Origin of the sequence: Vibrio sp. MACH09, from assembly GCF_033238805.1 — a bacterium.
Taxonomy (GTDB): Bacteria; Pseudomonadota; Gammaproteobacteria; order Enterobacterales; family Vibrionaceae; genus Vibrio.
Window position 1 is genome coordinate 112,149 of record NZ_BSFZ01000002.1, and the last position, 17,991, is coordinate 130,139.

The window sequence follows — 17,991 nt, forward strand, 5'->3', positions numbered from 1 at the left end:
TTACTCTTAAATAACTTACTACTATTTAAACCGCATGGAGGCTTCAATGCAATTGTTTATCGGCAACCAAAACTACTCAAGCTGGTCACTTCGCGCCTGGTTGATCTTTTCTCAATTCGATTTAGATATCGAAGTGTTCAAGCTAAAGCTATTCACTAAAGATTTTTACCAAACATTAGAGAAGATAACACCCACCGCAAAAGTACCCACCCTAGTGGATGATGATGTCACCGTGTGGGATTCACTAGCAATTTTGGAATACGTAAATGAGCAACACTTGCAAGGAAAAGCATGGCCCGTGAGTGCCCCAAAAAGAGCGAAAGCTCGTGCCATTGCCGCCGAAATGCACTCAGGCTTTTTCGATTTAAGAAATGAGTTGCCAATGAACATTCGTGCTCGCAGAAAAGTTGAACTTAGCGACGGAGCGCTAAAGGATATAGCCCGTATCGACACCATTTGGTCAGAGCAAATGAAACAGTACCAAGATGGCTGGCTGTTCGGTCAATGGTCCATCGCCGATGCCATGTTTGCACCTGTTGCGCTACGATTTCAAACCTACGGAATTAAACTGTCTGATGGCGCAAAAGCGTATCAACAAAAGGTCTTGGCCAGCACGTCATTGCAACAATGGCTAATAGAGGCTAGCCAAGAAACGGACATTGTTGAAGAGGATGAAGCTGGGGTAAATTTAAATTAGTGGCAAAAAAGGCTTAGTTATTCATCAGCTAAGCCTTTCGCACTGCGCATTTTATCTTACTATTTACTCGGCACAAGCACTTGTAACCGAGCATCATGACAGGCAGTTTCAAATTTAGATGGTAACAAATCATCAGAAATCAAATAATGAAAATCAGTTAAATTACCTATTTTGTAGGTCGCGGCTTGGTTGATATTCCCTTTTTCTACAATTAGGTACTTTCTCATGCTTCGCTCCATTACAAGATTGGCGACATTAGACACCAATATGTCAGAAGCAGTAACACCAAACTTGTCATGCACTCCCGCCGATGAAATAAATACCTTTTGAAAGATCATCGAAGTAAGAACATCGTTAGATACAGAACTGAAAACATCATGAACTGCGTTGTAGTCTCCACCTTGTAATATGGATTTGCAGTTAGGCTTATTTTTGAGAGCTAAAAACACGTTAATTGATGACGTAACACCAGTAAACTTAATTTCATCAGGTATTGAGCCAATAATGTCTGCGTTTAAAACACCATTATCGAAATAAACCACATCATTCACTTCAATAAAGTCAGATACGACCGTTGAAATATAACTGTTTACCTTCGACGGAGGACAAGCATTTACGCTATCTGATGCTTTAACAGGAGTAATATACTGTTGAGGCTCTAACGATTCTTCCTGATCTAACAAAGAATCATGATGAACGATCGGTGTACCACGGCGGATAAATCCACCGTAGTACTCAAGAGGAAATGAATGAGCAGCATTAGAGCTTAAATCACGACGAACCGTCATCTCAGATACTTCTAACAGACGGGCAACTTCTTTTAGATGAATCTTATCACTGTGTTTGAGACACGCTTCAATGCGTCGTAGCCTCTCTAACTGTTTTGTGACCATACTTCTCCATTTTCGAGCTTTTACTGCCGAAGGCGTTTTACTCTTAGTAGTCATCATTTACTGGAGCTTCACCTGTGACAATACTAACACTAGCACTTGCACCAACTCGAGATGCTCCTGCATTAATCATTGCTAGTGCTGTTTCCCTAGTGCGAACACCACCCGATGCCTTCACTCCTATTTCTGAGCCAACTTTATCACGCATTAACGCAATATGCTCCACTGTTGCGCCACCAGTAGAAAAACCTGTTGAGGTTTTCACAAAATCAGCACCTGAATGTTTACTAATGTGACAAAGTTGCGCTATTTGCTCGTTATTAAGTAAGCAAGTTTCAAAAATAACTTTAAGTAAAGTTGATCCACACGCTTGTTTTATAGCGATTATTTCTTTACTAACTCTTTCCCACTCTCCATCCAGAACATTACTAATGTTAACGACCATGTCAATTTCATCGGCGCCTAACATTATGGCATTTTGAGTCTCAAATACTTTCGTTTCAGTGGTATTAGCGCCCAATGGAAAACCGATGACTGTGCAAATCTTAACATCTGTTTCCTCTAGACGCTTAGCGCAATGCTCAACAAAGCCTGGATTCACACACACAGAGAAGAACTTATGCTCACGAGCCTCATTACATAACTCATTGATTTGGCTAACAGTTGCATTAGAAGCTAGTAGCGTATGGTCGATATAATTGTTCATCATAAACCCTTAATTTAATAGATGTGATTATTAATGTTACCTTTATAACAAATAGAGGCTGTCATTTGTTATCATGATAACGTCAAAGTGTGACTACGGACATATTTTTCTAATTTCCTAGTGTTTCTAACATCATTTGAGTGACGAAGATCTCAGAATTAGAGTTATAAAATCGGCTAATGTTAAATTCATAACACGCATAAGGAAAATAAAATGAAAACAATCGCTGTTATCGGCTCTAACATGGTCGATCTCATTTCATACACAGAACGTATGCCTAAAGAAGGTGAAACCTTGGAAGCGCCATCATTCAAAATGGGATGTGGTGGTAAAGGAGCTAACCAAGCTGTCGCAGCAGCTAAAATGGGGGCTGACGTAGTTATGGTTAGTAAAGTTGGTGATGATATGTTTGCCGATAATACCATTCGCAATTTTCAGTCATACGGAATTAACACCCAATATGTTAGCAAAGTACCACAGACATCCAGTGGCGTTGCTCCTATATTTGTTAACCCATCATCTCAAAACTCGATTCTTATTATTAAGGGTGCCAATGAATTCCTACAACCGGCAGATATAGATAAAGCCGAAAGCACACTAATTGAGTGCAGCTTAATTGTTCTTCAATTAGAAGTGCCATTAAAAACCGTCTACGCTGCGATCGAATTTGGTAACAAGCATAATATCCCAGTGCTATTAAACCCTGCACCAGCAGTAGCGGAACTAGAGATTGAATACGCTTGCCGCTGTGACTTCTTTATTCCAAACGAAACCGAGCTAGAAATACTGGTTAATAAACCCGTAGAAACTGTTGAGCAAATTAAGGAAGCAGCAAAGATTCTATTAAACAAGGGACTTAACAATATCATCGTAACCATGGGTGAAAAAGGGGCCCTTTGGTTAGATAAAAATGGTAAAGAAGCTTATATAGAACCTACCAAAGTAAATGCGATCGATACCAGTGGTGCTGGTGATGCATTTATTGGTTGCTTCTCCCATTACTTTATACAAACAGGCGACGTGCAAGCATCTTTAGAAAAAGCATCTCTTTTTGCGGCTTTCAGTGTCACAGAGAAAGGGACTCAGTTCTCTTACCCAAGCATTGAGCAGTTTGAAGAATTCGAAAAAAAACACACTAAATAACCTAACGCTCTGACTCTACAAATAAAGTTGGCTCATTAACTTAAATGAGCCACAGATAACTAATACTTAAAGGAACCCTACAATGATAAAACATAATGCGACCCAAGGCCCAGATGGCTATTTAGATAAAACACCAATATTCCAGTTTATTTTGCTGTCTTGTCTATTTCCTTTATGGGGCTGCGCAGCTGCGCTGAATGATATACTAATTACTCAATTTAAATCTGTTTTTGAATTATCTAACTTTGCCAGTGCTTTGGTACAAAGTGCTTTCTATGGCGGTTACTTCCTTATTGCAATTCCAGCTTCGATAGTTATAAAAAAGTCATCTTATAAAATGGCAATCATGATTGGATTATCACTTTACATCTTTGGCTGTGCTGCGTTCTTCCCTGCTTCTCATATGGCGACGTACACCATGTTCTTAGCATCAATTTTTGCGATTGCCGTTGGTTTGTCATTCTTAGAAACAGCAGCAAACACCTACTCATCAATGCTCGGTCCAAGATCCCACGCAACATTGCGTCTAAACATCAGTCAAACTTTCTACCCAGTGGGTGCCATCGCTGGTATCTTGCTTGGTAAGTATCTAATTTTCCAAGACGGAGCTAGCTTAGAGTCACAAATGGCAACTATGTCTATTGAGCAAGTTCACGCGTTCCGTTTAGAAATGCTAGAGCACACGCTTAAACCATACAAGTACATCATCTTTATCCTTGTTGGTGTACTCGCTCTATTTATGATGACGCAATATCCTAAGTGTAAAGTTGCTCAGCAAAGTAATAAGCAAGCACCATCTATCGGTAGCACATTGAAATACCTATCAACTAACTCTCGCTTCAAAAAGGGCATCATTGCGCAGTTCTTATATGTTGGTATGCAAGTAGCGGTGTGGTCTTTTACTATTCGACTTGCTTTGGAAATGGCCGATATTAACGAACGTGCAGCATCAAACTATATGGTGTATTCATTTGTTTGTTTCTTCATAGGTAAGTTTATTGCCAATATCTTAATGACGAAATTTTCAGCAGAAAAAGTACTGATCGCCTACTCAATTGTTGGTATGGCCTTCTTAGCTTATGTTTCTTTAGTGCCTGACTTTAGCTCTGTATATGTGGCTGTTGGTGTAAGTGTTCTATTTGGTCCTTGTTGGGCAACAATTTACGCTGGTACGTTAGACACAGTAGATAATGAGTACACGGAAACAGCAGGTGCGGTAATTGTAATGGCGATTGTTGGTGCCGCTGTTGTTCCTGCCATTCAAGGTTTTGTTGCTGACGTAGTTGGTATGCAGCTATCGTTTTTAGTTAACTTTGTCTGCTTTGGCTATGTTGGATACTATTTCTTAGGTGAGATGAAAAACAAAAACCAAATCAGCGACCAACCTGAACTAACCGAACAAACTAATTAATGAATACAAAAGCCACTATATAGTGGCTTTTACTCTATAGGAGTTCATACTATGTATACACTACCGCTAAACAAAGCCCTGTTTAACTCAAATGAAACGGTCTTTATTCAGTCAGAGCACTTCACTGTCTGCGGCTTTAAATATAATTCAGGTATTGAAGCGCTAAAAATTAAGAACTCAAAAGGTCATTTGGTTCTTCTCCCATATATGGGACAAATGATTTGGGATGCGTATTTTCTAGGTGAAGATCTTTGCATGGAAAACATGTTTACAGAGCCAAAGCCAAGTAAGGAAGTCATTAGTACATATGGCTGCTTTGCTTATCATTCCGGGCTTATTCGTAACGGTTGTCCAAGCCCAGAGGATGACCACCCTCTTCATGGTGAAATGCCTTGCGCTACTATGAGTAAGTCGTGGTTAGAAATTACGGAAAACAGCATTACAATTAAAGGTGAGTATGAATACGTCATGGGTTTTGGCGACCATTACCTTGCGACTCCGTCAGTAACGCTAGAGAAAGACGCATCGCTATTTGATATAAAAATGAAGGTGCAAAACTTAGCATCAGTTCCCATGCCACTTCAATATATGTGCCATATGAACACCGCTTATTTCCCAGAAGCAAAGATGACTCAGAACATTCCTGACAGCGTTGTGGAATTGCGTGAAACCATTCCCGGACACGTAAAACCAACTCCGCAATGGCTTGATTTCAATGAAGCATTAAAGTCGCAAGACACGCCAATCCAGACACTTTCAACTCCAGACATGTACGATCCTGAGATTGTCTATTTTATGGATAACTTGTCTCAGTACACTGACAAAGCGCGATTTGAAATGAAAATCAGTAATGGAAAAACACTGATTACTGAGTTTGATACCTCAGCATTAAACTATGCCACTCGCTGGATACTATACAATGGTGATCAGAAAGTTGGAGCTTATGTACTGCCTGCTACATGTCGTCCAGAAGGTTACTTAGCTGCAGAAAGAAATGGCACTTTAATACAGCTACAGCCCAAAGACGTAAGAGAGTTTGTAGTGAAAACTGGTATTAGTGCATAACCATTGCGGTAAAAAATATCCACTGTGCTGACCTCATTTTCAGATTCTTTAAGAGGTTTAGCGCAGTGTTTCATTCACTATTCTATAAACCTTCTCAGCTTCTTTAAGACTAGCTATTAGATGCCTTCTTCACGACAACAAAGTAGCTAGACGCTCCGCTGTATATCTCTTCATCTGTCACTTTATGGAAATCTTCATTTGCTATTAAATCGTCCAGATCAGATCTCTTGTACCTTCTTATTGGTATAGGGATTACGCCAAATTTCGATAACAAACTAACCAAATACATCTGCATGCTTACCATAAAAGATTTTTTTCCGCCCAAGCAAGGCGTAGTCGAAATAAATAGCCCATCAGGTTTTAACAGTTCATGTATTCTTTGAATAGCATCATCAGGGTTGTCAATTGTGTGCAGCATATTAAACGCAAGGATTACATCGAACGATTCAGCCTTGTATTGTTTATCAAAGATAGTTGTGTGAGAAAAATGTATATTTTCAATCATTCTATTCGCTGCTTTATTCTTCGCAAATTCAATCATTTCAGACGAGATATCAATAGCATGAATTTCTTTTACCTGACTTGCGAGCTCACAAGATGTTGTACCTGTTCCACATCCGTAGTCCAAAACAACATGGTTAGCATTAAGATAATTTTTACTATTTTCTCTCGTTTTATTATGAATATATTCAAAACGCTGTTCAGATTTATCATAGTCTTTTGACGTCTTATCCCAAAAACTTTCTGCTTTATTCATAACTTACCTTTATCAACTATTGATCGCTCGTTAGCACCACAGGTATCGATACAATCATATGAAATACAATCACTGAATAATCAACATTGTATCAATGCTATTATGGATAGATACGGACAAAAATGCATAATTGGTATTCATATGAGAATAGATTGGAAAGCGATAGACTTTGACTGGAATCACGCTAGAGCTTTTTTAGTCACTGCTGAATTAGGCTCATTATCCGCAGCGGCTAAAGCTCTAAACAGCTCCCAACCTACGTTAAGCAGACAAGTTCACGCGCTGGAAAAACAACTTAAAGTCGCTCTATTTGAGCGTGTTGGCAAAGGGTTAGAATTAACACCTAGCGGCATTGAGTTGATTGAGTGTGTAAAAAATATGGGGGATGCAGCCTCTCATTTATCTCTAATTGCCTCAGGAAAATCAGAATCGCTAGAAGGGGCGGTCTGTATTAGTGCATCCGAAGTCATGGCAGTCTATGAGTTACCTGCTCTGATTTCAAAATTAAGAATTATCGAACCAAAAATCACCATTGAATTGGTTGCATCCAACTCAAGCAGTGACTTAAAAAGAAGAGAGGCTGATATCGCGCTAAGATCTTACCGGCCGACTCAGCCAGATTTAATTGCTAAAAAAATAAGAAATGATGATTTCTTTCTTTACGCTAGCACTCACTACCTTGAATCGATGGGAAACCCTGGTTCTGTTGCTGATTTTAATCACGTCGATTTTATCGGTGCTCCTGAATCTCACCAAATTATTTCTATGTTAAATCATCGCGGTCTACAACTGACATTAGACAACTTTCCTGTTACCACCGCAAATCATACCGCTTATTGGGAACTAGTTAAGCAAGGAGTAGGCGTTGGATTCATTCAAGACAACTTAGTTAAAGCAGAAGATCAGGTCAAAAAGGTATTACCAGAGTTAGGAGCATTCTCAAGTGAACTTTGGTTGGTGACTCATCGTGAGCTCAGAACAAATAGACGAATCCAATACGTGTTTGATTTTTTGAGTAATGAACTGTCACAACACAAATAACGGCGCTTCGTTATTAAGCAGAATCCACTTTTTCACTTGAAACGATGATGTTGTATAGGCTCCACATCCGCACATTCACATCTTGTAACAATCTTAACGGTTTGCGCAAACTCCTTTGAATGCCCTCTGACATTGCGCAGATACAATGCCGCTATTGATGTTATGAGGAAAACCAAAAATGAAAAAATTTAAACGTATTGCTATTGCTGCTGCTGTCTCTTTGCCAGTATTAGTCGGCTGTGTAAACCCAAATACCAGCGACGATCCAAATGCTGCAACGAAACAGGGAGCCGCGGGTGGAGCCTTACTTGGACTGACTATGGGAGCATTAACTGGTGATGCTGAACTGGCAATGAAAGGGGCGATTGCCGGTGGTGTTGCTGGGGGCGTTGCAGGCGCGGGAGCGGATATCAATAATAACCGAGAAAATATTCGCCATGACAGCCGAAACGTTGCGATTTCTGGTGTAGGAAGCTCTTCTGCCGAAGCTTCTCCCCAAGTATGGGCAGAGATTGACCGATTCATTGGCAACTGGAATGTGAATATTCAAAACGTCGACATTGAGTCCGAGTTTACTGAGCTACAGGCAACAGGCTCTCTTACCTCTATTTCCGATGCCGAAGTGACCATTACCACCGCAGAAAACAAACTATTGGATGCTAAGTTCTCTTATGATGCAAAAGATGGATACGGCTTAAAGGTCACTAACGAAGCGACCGCCACATCTATCTCTTTCTCTGGTGAAAAACAGGGTGACTCTCAACGTTACCACTTCTACCCAAACAGCACAGATAATGAAGTTTATGCTGGTATCCCTGCTTCAGATACACGAATTGAACTTGGACTGATTAGCGCCAACATCTGGGTTATTGATTCTTATGCCTTTATTAATGGCGAAGAAAAGAAGGTGCAAACGTTCCGATTCACCAAACAGTCTTAGCCACACGCCAAGCTAGAACTCATTCAAACATGGTTAATGAAAGTCATACTCTACGCGATGTCTCTTCATTAACCATATTTTCACGTCAGAACACACATAGAGTGGCTAGACACACGTAAGCTGCGAGCGAGTAACTATCACTCTACCTTTACGCTGTATGAGCTAACCATTTGCACGGTTCGAAGCTCATGTTAGAAAACTCTGCCGTGAACGAAGACTTCATTGGGCTACATGCATATAGGCCAAATTTCACGGTGTTTGTCGCTGGCATAGGTGGGTTACACTGGCCCATTTCAGCAGTTGTCTCGCCAAGACTATGTAGATGGAAAATACGCATTTGTTTAAAGGTAACGCCATCCAATGAAGACTCAATCAAGAAATCTGCACCGCGACGACTTAGGCGATACCAGATATGATCCGGCAGAGGAATGTCGGTAGTTGCCCAATCGGAATAACCAAGGTTCGTTACAACACTTCCCAACCTAGAAAACTGTTCGTTTTCATATTCAATAGATGCCTTGAACCAGTTATTGTTATCGAGATAAATGATCAATCCACACTGATCAAACATAGATTGATACTCAAATGTTACCTTTGCGGTAAAAGTAAAGTTCTCACTCGACTCCAGTTGTAGTGCAGGAGCATTGTCATTTCTAAAACCATAATAAGAGCGTTGCCAAAAATCTGTTTCCGGATCAGTTGTAATGGAAACAGTATCAGAGGTGACGCTATAACGCTTAGGAGGGTATAGCCATTCGCCTTGAGAAAAATCGATCATAATTTAATCCTTTAATAACTTGATAGCTATGATGTTTTATAGCATACCTATAAATATCAATGCTATGCGCAACATTGCAAACTAGAGTACTATGCTCAACTCTTTTAGACGCATTTTCACATCGCAGCAAAAGGAAACAATATGCTCGTTCTTCGACAGATGGAACAGGAAGAGTACCCGGCATACTGCCAGTATTTTATTGACGATTATAGCCAAGAGATAGTAAAGAACTATGGCCATTCATTAGATACCGCCATTGAGTTAGCGAAAAAGGATCTGTATCGCTGTTTTCCAGACGGATTAGATAGCAAAGAGCATACATTGCTCTGCATTGAAGCCGACATTAACGGTATGCCAAGAGTCATTGGCTACTTATGGCACGCTATCAATATCAAAGCGCATTCAACATTCATCTATGATTTTTATGTCTCAGATGAATATCGTGGACAAGGTTTTGGTAGACAAGCCATTGCCCTGTTAGAAGAGCAGATTGAAGCGGATGGCATTAACGAAATTAAGCTAAGAGTGGCCTATCATAACAGCCGAGCACTTAAGCTTTATCAAGAGTGTGGATTTGTGATAACGGGTTATAACATGTCAAAGCAACTATCTAAAACACCTTAGCTTTCTGCAATGACATATCATCGCACCATAGCCTTGATACATGGTGCGATATAACAAGGCTATGATCTCTACTCGATTAGATTAACGGCTCGCCAATTAATATTAATTATTTTAGTTACGAATGATCATTTGGTCACGTTCTGGGCCTACCGATACCATGATAACTGGCACACCCATTAGCTCTTCGATACGAGTCACATAGTCTTGAGCTGCTTTAGGCAAGCTTTCAAAAGTCCGGCAGTTGGTGATGTCTTCATCCCACCCTTTCATATTTTCATAGACAGGTTTTAGCCCTTCAGTCTGCGGCCATATTGGATTTTCACTGTGTTCACCAGCATATGAGACACAAATCTTCAGCTCGGACAAACCCGACAGGCAATCAATTTTAGTCAGAGCAATCTCCGTTGCCGCCTGAAGTTCAACACCATTTCGGGTTGCGACCGCATCAAAATATCCCATATCCCGTGGACGCCCCGTCACGGCACCATACTCATTGGCGCTTTCGCGGAAATTGTCTTGTTCTTCCATCGCCGTAACTAAGGTGCCTGTCCCAACAGAAGAGCTAAATGATTTTGCAACTGCAATAATGCGCTCTGGACGAAGAGCCGGTAAACCAGAACCGATTCCCGCATAAGCCGCCGTCACATTAGAGGATGTTGTCCAAGGATACTCACCATATACAAGGTCACGTCCTGCGCCTAATTGAGCTTCAAAGAGCAAGCTTGCATCTTGTGATTGCAGCGCCTTAAGTGGCTGTGTCACGTTACAAATAAATGGACGCCACGCTTTTGTCACCTCTAACAGCCATTCCGTCATTTCTGCGGCATTCTGGTTAAAGTCGCACTCTGGATATAAGGCTTTTAGCTGCGGCATTTTCCAATCTAACAAGAACTGTATACGCTGCTCTAAAATCTCAGGTTGGTTCAACCAACCAACTAGAATGCCTTTTTTCATAACGCGGTCGCCGTAAGCAGGCGCAATACCTTGTCGTGTTGAGCCATAAGCCGCATCACCCAAACGTGTTTCTTCTAAGGTATCTTCAAGAGCATGCAGAGGTAGACATAATGTTGCACGATCAGAAATAGACAGCTTAATATCTACATTGGCCGCTTGTAGTTCCGCTATCTCTTCGGTAAGAGCGGCTGGGCTGATCACCATGCCAGGGCCAAGAACTGCAAGACAATCTGGATTAAAAATGCCACTTGGTAACTGGTGCAGTTTAAAAGTGCCAAAATCATTGACTACTGTGTGACCGGCGTTATTTCCGCCTTGAAAACGAATACTTGCAGATGCATCAGAGGCCAAAAAATCCACGATTCGACCCTTACCTTCATCACCCCAATTAGCTCCCACAACAACAATAGACGACATAATTTTTCTCCTGATTAGTGAAGAACACATGCTATTCTCATCGACCAAATAAGAGAAATTAATTATAATTATTGTTCCGATAAGAAACTCATATCAAACTATCGAACGCTAAGTGAATCCCCATGCTTGATATTCATTGGTTAAAAACCTTCGTAACATTGGCTGAATGTAAACATTTTGGAAAAGCGGCCAACGCGCTGCATATGACTCAACCTAATGTCAGCTTGCACTTAAAACAGTTAGAGCAAGCCACAAAAGCAAAGTTAGTTGAGAGAAGTCCTTTTCGGTTAACTCAAGCGGGTGAACGGTTGTTAGAAAGCAGTAAAACAACTTTGCTAGAGTTACAGATCTGTCAGGCTGACATTAATGCCATCAGTGATCTTAGTCGCGGCACATTAACCATTGCAGTTAGCGACATTATCTCCCGTGTCCTATTAATTCGGCCATTTCAGCTATTCAAGGCGCAATATCCGGGAATCGATTTCACTTTATTAAATACCACCTCTTCTCAGGCTTCAGGTTTAGTGAAAAGCGCTCAGGCGGATCTTGGTTTTGTTATCTCTCAAAAACAGAGTGAACCTCTGCACTTTACAGAACTGCAAAAAATTACTTGGTGTGCACTGGGAGATGACTTTGGCGCGTGGCAGAACGATAGCCAAATAGAAGGAGATACCCCCTTAGATAGAGAAGCTGAACAAGAGCTCACCCTTATCTTACTCGGACACGATACACGAACTCGCGATTTTATTGATGATGCCTTGCCAAGCCTTAACTTACCCAATTATAGAGTGATGGAAGTTGGCAGTGTGGATGCTCAAATTGACTGGGCTGAAGCTGGGTTTGGTGTTGCCATCATTCCTGAATTTGCTATCTCAACCAAGCGACATTTACATTCTAAGGTCACTCCATTAACCGATTTCTCTACCACTAGCCTTGGTTATGTCGTGCGACAAAACCAGATTTTGTCTAAAGCGACAAAGCAGTTGCTACATTGGGTTAACGATGAAATCACTCGGGTTCAGCAAAGAAGTAATGACTCAGGTCAGAGTTGAACGCCGTTTTATTTCTATAACCGGGTAAATGTTCGCCTTCCTATGCTTTAGGGGGAATGAGAGGAAAAGAATAACTCTACGTCGCTAATTCAACTTTATTCGTTATAATCACCAACTAATCAATACACTGGTAACTTCGATGACAGCTTCAAACCGAGGCAAAATACTCGCACTCACAGGGATTTTGTTTTTAGCCCTTAACCTCCGGGGACCTTTTACCAGCCTCGCTCCAGTGTTAGCACAAATTATGGAAAGCCTTTCCCTTTCTGCATCCAATGCGGGCGTGCTCACGGCATTACCTTTGTTGTCATTTGCGCTCTTTTCACCGGTGGCCACGAGCATTTCTCGCAAACTAGGATTGTATCCCTGTTTATTACTGGCTCTTCTGACCATTGGTGGCGGTATTGCACTCCGTTCATATGGTTCAGAGGCACCACTATACCTTGGAACTATTTTAATCGGAGCGGGGATCGCAACAGGCAATGTATTGCTTCCGGTCGTTGTTAAAATAAATTTTCCAGCCAGAATATCCGCCGTTACTTCTCTTTATGTATTTACCATGGGAATAGGTGCAGCATTAAGTTCTAGCCTAATGGTTCCCATATCAGCGATAGATTTGGGCAGCGTGACTGGTTGGCAAGCCGCTTTATTGTTTAACTTAATATTTCCCGCTTTAGCTATGTTCATATGGCTACCTGAAGTATTTAGAAGCAACAAAAGAACACAATCAACCAAGCAAAATCATGACAAAGAGACGACTATTGGCCAGTTACTTAAATGCCCGGTCGCTTGGCATGTCACGTTAGGTGTGGGGCTTAATTCGTTTACCTTTTATTCTCTGGCTGGTTGGTTACCCAAAATGTTGAACGACCATGGATACAGTGAAATTGATGCCGGATATACATACGGTTTACTTCAATTTTCAACTATGATTCCTGGGCTATTGCTTTTGCCCATCCTGTCGAGAACAAACAATCAGAGAACTCTTATCACTGTTTGTGCCACATCTGTTGTTATTGCCGTATTAGGACTTGTCACTTTTTCAGAGTACGCACCATTTTGGGTTGTGTTATTTGGATTAGCAAATTGCGCGACATTTATAATCGGTATTTCTTTTGTTGGCTTAAGAACATCAAGCCCCGGGCAAGCAGCCGCGCTTTCCGGACTATCACAAAGCATCGGTTACGCGTTGGCTGCAACAGGACCTTCATTAATTGGTTATTTGTATTCAATCACAGAAAGTTGGGTGATACCGCTACTACTCATCGCGACAGTTGCCGTATTTTGTGCGCTATTTGCAAACCTTGCTGCACGGGATAAAAATATACTCAGCTCCTAAATGGTTGCAGAGTGGCGAATTCTTATATCAAGACGGATAGCAATCGATAGGGCTTTAATACCAACGAAAGTTAGTACCAACAAAAGTGAGACTTTCGGGAAGAATAATCTAGATTGATAAAAAGCGGCATTGGAACTAAAAAAGGCCTGACACTCCGATGGAATATCGAAGTCAAGCCTTTCGAATGCCGAACTTATTATCTATATCTACTCAGTCATTGCACGTGCGACCGCTTCAGCTGCACGGATGCCATCGATACCCGCGGAAAGAATGCCTCCTGCATAACCGGCTCCCTCGCCTGCTGGGTACAAACCCGGGGTATTGATGCTCTGATAATCTTTACCTCGCTTGATACAGATAGGTGAAGACGTACGGGTTTCAACGCCGGTCAACATACCATCGGGTTTTGCGAACCCTTTGATTTTCTTCTCAAACGCAGGAATCGCTTCACGGATTGCTTCAGTAACATACTCTGGCACCACTTTGCTAAGATCAGCAAGCGTCACGCCCGGAGTATAAGATGGCTGAACATCACCAAGTTCTTTACTTGATTTCCCTGCTAAGAAATCGCCGATTAGCTGAGCGGGCGCATGGTAGTTTTCTCCACCTTCTTTAAACGCCAACGCTTCTAGCTTACGTTGCAAATCAATCCCTGCTAATGGATGCCCCGGGTAATCCTCTTCCGGAGAAATCCCGACCACAATGGCGCTGTTAGCATTGCGTTCATGTCGAGAGTATTGGCTCATCCCGTTCGTCACTACGCGTCCCTCTTCTGAAGTCGCTGCAACCACGGTTCCACCAGGACACATACAGAAACTATAAACACTACGTCCATTTTTACAGTGATGAACTAATTTGTAATCAGCTGCGCCCAGTAAAGGGTGTCCGGCATTATCACCAAAGCGGCAGCGATCGATAGCACTCTGCTCATGCTCAATACGAAAGCCCACGGAAAATGGTTTTGCTTCCATATAGACCCCTTGTTCATACAGAGAGCTAAACGTATCACGGGCACTATGACCCACCGCAAGGATTACGTGCTGACTTTTCAGGTACTCACCATTTGACAGGTGCAGCCCTTTAACTTGCTTATCTACCAGATCCAGTTTTTCCACACGCGTGCTAAAGCGGATTTCACCACCCAGCTCGATGATTTTTGCACGCATCTTCTCAATCATGCCCACCAGCTTGAAGGTACCGATATGTGGTTTACTCACATATTGAATCTCTTCTGGCGCTCCTGCTTCAACAAACTCATTAATCACTTTACGACCATAATGGTTTGGATCTTTAATTTGAGTATAAAGTTTACCGTCTGAGAACGTACCTGCCCCACCTTCACCAAATTGTACATTTGATTCAGGATTCAATGGCTGCTTACGCCAAAAACCAAAGGTATCTTTGGTACGTTCACGCACGGCTTTACCACGTTCTAGTACGATGGGCTTAAAGCCCATCTGCGCTAAAATAAGTGCCGAGAACAGGCCGCACGGGCCAAAACCAATCACAACCGGTCGCTCTTCTAACTGTTCTGGTGCCTGCGCAACAAACTTATAGCTCATGTCTGGAGTTTGTTTAACTCGATGATCGTCAGCAAATTTTTCAAGCAGTTCTTCAGGCTTGTCTACTTCAACATCAAGGGTATAGATCAGCTGAATATTCTTATTATTACGGGCATCATAGCCACGTTTAAACATAGTAAAGGACAACAGTCGCTCTTTTTTAATTTTCAGTTTTTCTAAGATGGCTTGTTCGAGCGCAAGCTCTTCGTGATCGAGGGGCAGTTTGATGTCTGTTAAACGTAGCATAGATAAATGTCTCTTTTATATGCCGGACGGCCTTTCCGTCAGGGCAGGATAAGATCGAAATACGAAATTATGGCAGGGATTTTACACGATATCACTGACAAAGAAACTTGTGTTTTAAGGGTTATTCTTTAAAATCATGCCCCACTCGATAAATGAAGATATAGCGTTTAAATGACTTTTGTAGTGACCGAGAACTGCATCAAATGCAAGTACTCCGACTGTGTGGCAGTTTGCCCAGTCGACGCCTTTTTTGAAGGCCCCAACTTTTTAGTGATCGATCCAGAAATTTGCATCGATTGCTCATTATGTGTACCAGAATGTGCAGCCGATGCCATTTATCAGGATACGGAAGTGCCTTCTGATCAAGTTGAGTTTATTGAGCTCAACGCCGAACTTTGTAAGATATGGCCCAATATTGTTGAAGTTATACCGCCACCCGAAGATGCGGATGAGTGGAATGGCGTAGAGAACAAACGTCCCTTACTTGAAAGATAGAAATAGCTGAAAAGTAAAAAAGCTGGAAAAACAAATAGAATTTCTCCCCTCAGCACATTAATCAAGATGCAAAAAGGGGAGTGAATTGACTTAAACTACCCTTTAAATCCTTTGCCGACCACATATACCTCACGCGAACGTGGGCGTGAAGCTGCTGGCTTACGAATAATGACTTTATTAAAAGAAGTACGAACATCTTTAACATACTCTTCATAGCCAACGCCTTGGAAAACCTTAGCACAAAAGTTGCCGCCCGGTTTTAGAACATTACGGGCCATATCCAGAGCCAATTCAACCAGGTACATTGAACTGTATTGGTCAGTGGTTTTTACGCCACTCAGGTTGGGGGCCATATCTGAGATCACCACATCAACCCCTTTGCCATCTAGATTTTTCAAAATGCGGTCGTAGACAGCTTCATCGGTAAAATCGCCCTGAATAAAAGTGACTCCCATCAGGCCATCCATATGCAAGATATCAGAAGCGATCACTTTGCCATTGTCCCCAACAATTGGAGCGACAATTTGTGACCAACCACCCGGCGCCGAACCAAGATCCATAGCGATATCTCCCGGCTTAATGAGCTGATCTTTGTCATTAATTTCAATCAGCTTATAGCTCGCTCGCGATCGATAACCATCGGCTTGAGCTTTTTTTACATAAGGGTCGTTAACGTGTTCATCGAGCCATTTCTTACTGGTTTTTGAACGTGCCATAGGTTGTTCGCCATGTTGGTAAAATATTGGGAGCGCTATTGTAATCATGTCCTGTTGTTTTGCCAATATATCCTGACTTCCAATGGTGACATTTTACTACACAAAAGAGTACAATCCCCCGCTACGACTCGGTAACGCACAATATATAAAACTGGACAAAGTATGAAACTGGACAATGCAAAAAAGCTGCATCAAAAAAAATATCGTGAGCAGTTTGGTCACTATTTAGTCGAAGGGGAGCACCTGATCCTCGAACTGGATAAAGCAGCACAGTCTCAGCCCTACCTAAAAGAGACCATTTTATATGTAACTGATGAGTATCAAGCGTGGGCAGAGCAGCTTAATCACTCTTATACGATCACCGTTATCAATAAAAAGCAGATGGCCGGACTGAGTGATACCAAAACGCCACAAGGCATTATCGCCTGCGTCCCTTTACCCGCTCAAGCAGAGAAAACACCTCTGCAAGACGGTGAGCGTTGTATCTACTTACATGAAGTACAAGACCCCGGCAACCTTGGTACTATTTTGCGCAGCCTCGCGTGGTTTGGGCAATTTCGCCTGTTATTAAGTAATAACAGCGTCGATCCCTACAATCCAAAAGTCGTACGTTCAAGCATGGGCGCTATTTTCCACCTGCCTGTTGAACAAGCAGTTGAGCTTAGTGAGTTAAATCAGCGTTTTGAACGTTTTGCCTATCTTGATATGCAGGGTGAAAAGGTTAACTCGCCCGAGTTTGCTGATTATGATTGCTACCTGTTTGGCAATGAAGCTCGTGGCGTTCCTAAGCAAGCTTTAGCTGACTGTAATGCACAGCCTTTTACCATCGCAGGTAGTGGTAAGATCGACTCATTGAACCTTGCCAGCGCCGTTAATATTTGCGCTTATCAGTTATCGATATAAAGGTAACATTACAACGGCTGGTAGGTTAATTTTTCCGGCTTCAGATTATAAGCCTCCCAAAAGGAGGCTAAAATAACCGTTCTACCACCCTTCACTATTTGGGATACGAAAAGTGGCGACTAAGCTGCTGGCTAATATTCTCATCTGCTTTTTCTTACCAAAACAAAGATTACACCCCCATTCTATTGACGAAAGATGAGTCATTAATTTACCATAAAACCATGTAATCAATTGAATTAATTACATAAATATTAA

Annotated in this window: 18 protein-coding genes; 11 read left to right on the forward strand and 7 right to left on the reverse strand. The window is 41.8% G+C overall.

Translation table 11 applies throughout. The annotated features are described in order from the left end of the window. Window positions 1-46: 46 nt before the first annotated feature. The gene (locus CHJ_RS15710) at window positions 47-697 is read left to right on the forward strand and encodes a glutathione S-transferase family protein (RefSeq protein WP_317918223.1); all 651 of its coding nucleotides are present in this window, start codon (window positions 47-49) and stop codon (window positions 695-697) included. A 59-nt stretch (window positions 698-756) separates the two neighbouring features. Here the strand turns inward: CHJ_RS15710 and CHJ_RS15715 are convergent, their stop codons facing one another. Together CHJ_RS15715 and deoC are read right to left on the reverse strand one after the other, a co-directional pair. Next, window positions 757-1,647, reverse strand: coding sequence for a DeoR family transcriptional regulator (locus tag CHJ_RS15715; RefSeq protein ID WP_317918224.1), 891 nt, complete (start codon window positions 1,645-1,647; stop codon window positions 757-759). After that, complete coding sequence (gene deoC, locus CHJ_RS15720; protein WP_411861584.1) at window positions 1,634-2,293, reverse strand: deoxyribose-phosphate aldolase; 660 nt, start codon at window positions 2,291-2,293, stop codon at window positions 1,634-1,636. The genes CHJ_RS15715 and deoC overlap by 14 nt, the downstream gene beginning before the upstream one ends. 213 nt (window positions 2,294-2,506) lie before the next feature. Between deoC and rbsK the strand changes: the two genes are divergently transcribed. From rbsK to CHJ_RS15735, 3 genes are all read left to right on the forward strand, one after another. After that, entirely contained in the window at window positions 2,507-3,436 is a 930-nt protein-coding gene (gene rbsK / locus CHJ_RS15725) for a ribokinase (protein ID WP_317918226.1), read from the forward strand. Between the two features lie 82 nt (window positions 3,437-3,518). Then, window positions 3,519-4,847, forward strand: a complete 1,329-nt coding sequence (gene fucP, locus CHJ_RS15730; protein WP_317918227.1) for an L-fucose:H+ symporter permease — start codon at window positions 3,519-3,521, stop codon at window positions 4,845-4,847. Window positions 4,848-4,898: 51 nt separating this feature from the next. After that, entirely contained in the window at window positions 4,899-5,912 is a 1,014-nt protein-coding gene (locus tag CHJ_RS15735) for an aldose 1-epimerase family protein (RefSeq protein WP_317918228.1), read from the forward strand. Window positions 5,913-6,021: 109 nt separating this feature from the next. Here the strand turns inward: CHJ_RS15735 and CHJ_RS15740 are convergent, their stop codons facing one another. After that, window positions 6,022-6,669: a class I SAM-dependent methyltransferase gene (locus tag CHJ_RS15740; protein ID WP_317918229.1), complete on the reverse strand. Its 648-nt coding sequence runs from the start codon at window positions 6,667-6,669 to the stop codon at window positions 6,022-6,024. Window positions 6,670-6,810: 141 nt separating this feature from the next. Between CHJ_RS15740 and CHJ_RS15745 the strand changes: the two genes are divergently transcribed. Both CHJ_RS15745 and CHJ_RS15750 read left to right on the forward strand, forming a co-directional pair. After that, window positions 6,811-7,710, forward strand: a complete 900-nt coding sequence (locus tag CHJ_RS15745) for a LysR family transcriptional regulator (RefSeq protein ID WP_317918230.1) — start codon at window positions 6,811-6,813, stop codon at window positions 7,708-7,710. 178 nt (window positions 7,711-7,888) lie between these two features. Continuing rightward, window positions 7,889-8,650 carry a hypothetical protein gene (locus CHJ_RS15750; protein ID WP_171751558.1) on the forward strand — a complete coding sequence of 254 codons (762 nt, stop codon included), beginning with the start codon at window positions 7,889-7,891 and terminating at the stop codon, window positions 8,648-8,650. A 148-nt stretch (window positions 8,651-8,798) separates the two neighbouring features. Here the strand turns inward: CHJ_RS15750 and CHJ_RS15755 are convergent, their stop codons facing one another. Further along, entirely contained in the window at window positions 8,799-9,428 is a 630-nt protein-coding gene (locus tag CHJ_RS15755) for a DUF1349 domain-containing protein (protein ID WP_317918231.1), read from the reverse strand. Between the two features lie 141 nt (window positions 9,429-9,569). Here CHJ_RS15755 and CHJ_RS15760 point away from each other — a divergent pair, with 141 nt between their 5' ends. Continuing rightward, window positions 9,570-10,052 (forward strand): GNAT family N-acetyltransferase, encoded by a 483-nt coding sequence (locus CHJ_RS15760; RefSeq protein WP_317918232.1) that lies wholly within the window; start codon window positions 9,570-9,572, stop codon window positions 10,050-10,052. A 111-nt stretch (window positions 10,053-10,163) separates the two neighbouring features. Here the strand turns inward: CHJ_RS15760 and CHJ_RS15765 are convergent, their stop codons facing one another. After that, window positions 10,164-11,423 carry an adenylosuccinate synthase gene (locus tag CHJ_RS15765; protein ID WP_317918233.1) on the reverse strand — a complete coding sequence of 420 codons (1,260 nt, stop codon included), beginning with the start codon at window positions 11,421-11,423 and terminating at the stop codon, window positions 10,164-10,166. A 122-nt stretch (window positions 11,424-11,545) separates the two neighbouring features. Between CHJ_RS15765 and CHJ_RS15770 the strand changes: the two genes are divergently transcribed. Both CHJ_RS15770 and CHJ_RS15775 read left to right on the forward strand, forming a co-directional pair. Continuing rightward, entirely contained in the window at window positions 11,546-12,475 is a 930-nt protein-coding gene (locus tag CHJ_RS15770; RefSeq protein WP_317918234.1) for a LysR family transcriptional regulator, read from the forward strand. Between the two features lie 139 nt (window positions 12,476-12,614). Then, window positions 12,615-13,814 carry an MFS transporter gene (locus CHJ_RS15775; protein ID WP_317918235.1) on the forward strand — a complete coding sequence of 400 codons (1,200 nt, stop codon included), beginning with the start codon at window positions 12,615-12,617 and terminating at the stop codon, window positions 13,812-13,814. A 206-nt stretch (window positions 13,815-14,020) separates the two neighbouring features. On the opposite strand, the gene CHJ_RS15780 is transcribed toward CHJ_RS15775, so the two are convergent. After that, window positions 14,021-15,622 (reverse strand): NAD(P)/FAD-dependent oxidoreductase, encoded by a 1,602-nt coding sequence (locus CHJ_RS15780; RefSeq protein WP_171751551.1) that lies wholly within the window; start codon window positions 15,620-15,622, stop codon window positions 14,021-14,023. A 171-nt stretch (window positions 15,623-15,793) separates the two neighbouring features. On the opposite strand from CHJ_RS15780, the gene fdxA reads away from it, so the two are divergent. Continuing rightward, the gene (gene fdxA / locus CHJ_RS15785) at window positions 15,794-16,117 is read left to right on the forward strand and encodes a ferredoxin FdxA (protein WP_171751550.1); all 324 of its coding nucleotides are present in this window, start codon (window positions 15,794-15,796) and stop codon (window positions 16,115-16,117) included. A 95-nt stretch (window positions 16,118-16,212) separates the two neighbouring features. On the opposite strand, the gene rlmE is transcribed toward fdxA, so the two are convergent. Then, window positions 16,213-16,833, reverse strand: coding sequence for a 23S rRNA (uridine(2552)-2'-O)-methyltransferase RlmE (gene rlmE, locus CHJ_RS15790; RefSeq protein WP_317918236.1), 621 nt, complete (start codon window positions 16,831-16,833; stop codon window positions 16,213-16,215). Between the two features lie 162 nt (window positions 16,834-16,995). Between rlmE and CHJ_RS15795 the strand changes: the two genes are divergently transcribed. After that, window positions 16,996-17,736: a TrmH family RNA methyltransferase gene (locus CHJ_RS15795; RefSeq protein ID WP_317918237.1), complete on the forward strand. Its 741-nt coding sequence runs from the start codon at window positions 16,996-16,998 to the stop codon at window positions 17,734-17,736. Window positions 17,737-17,991 lie beyond the last annotated feature (255 nt).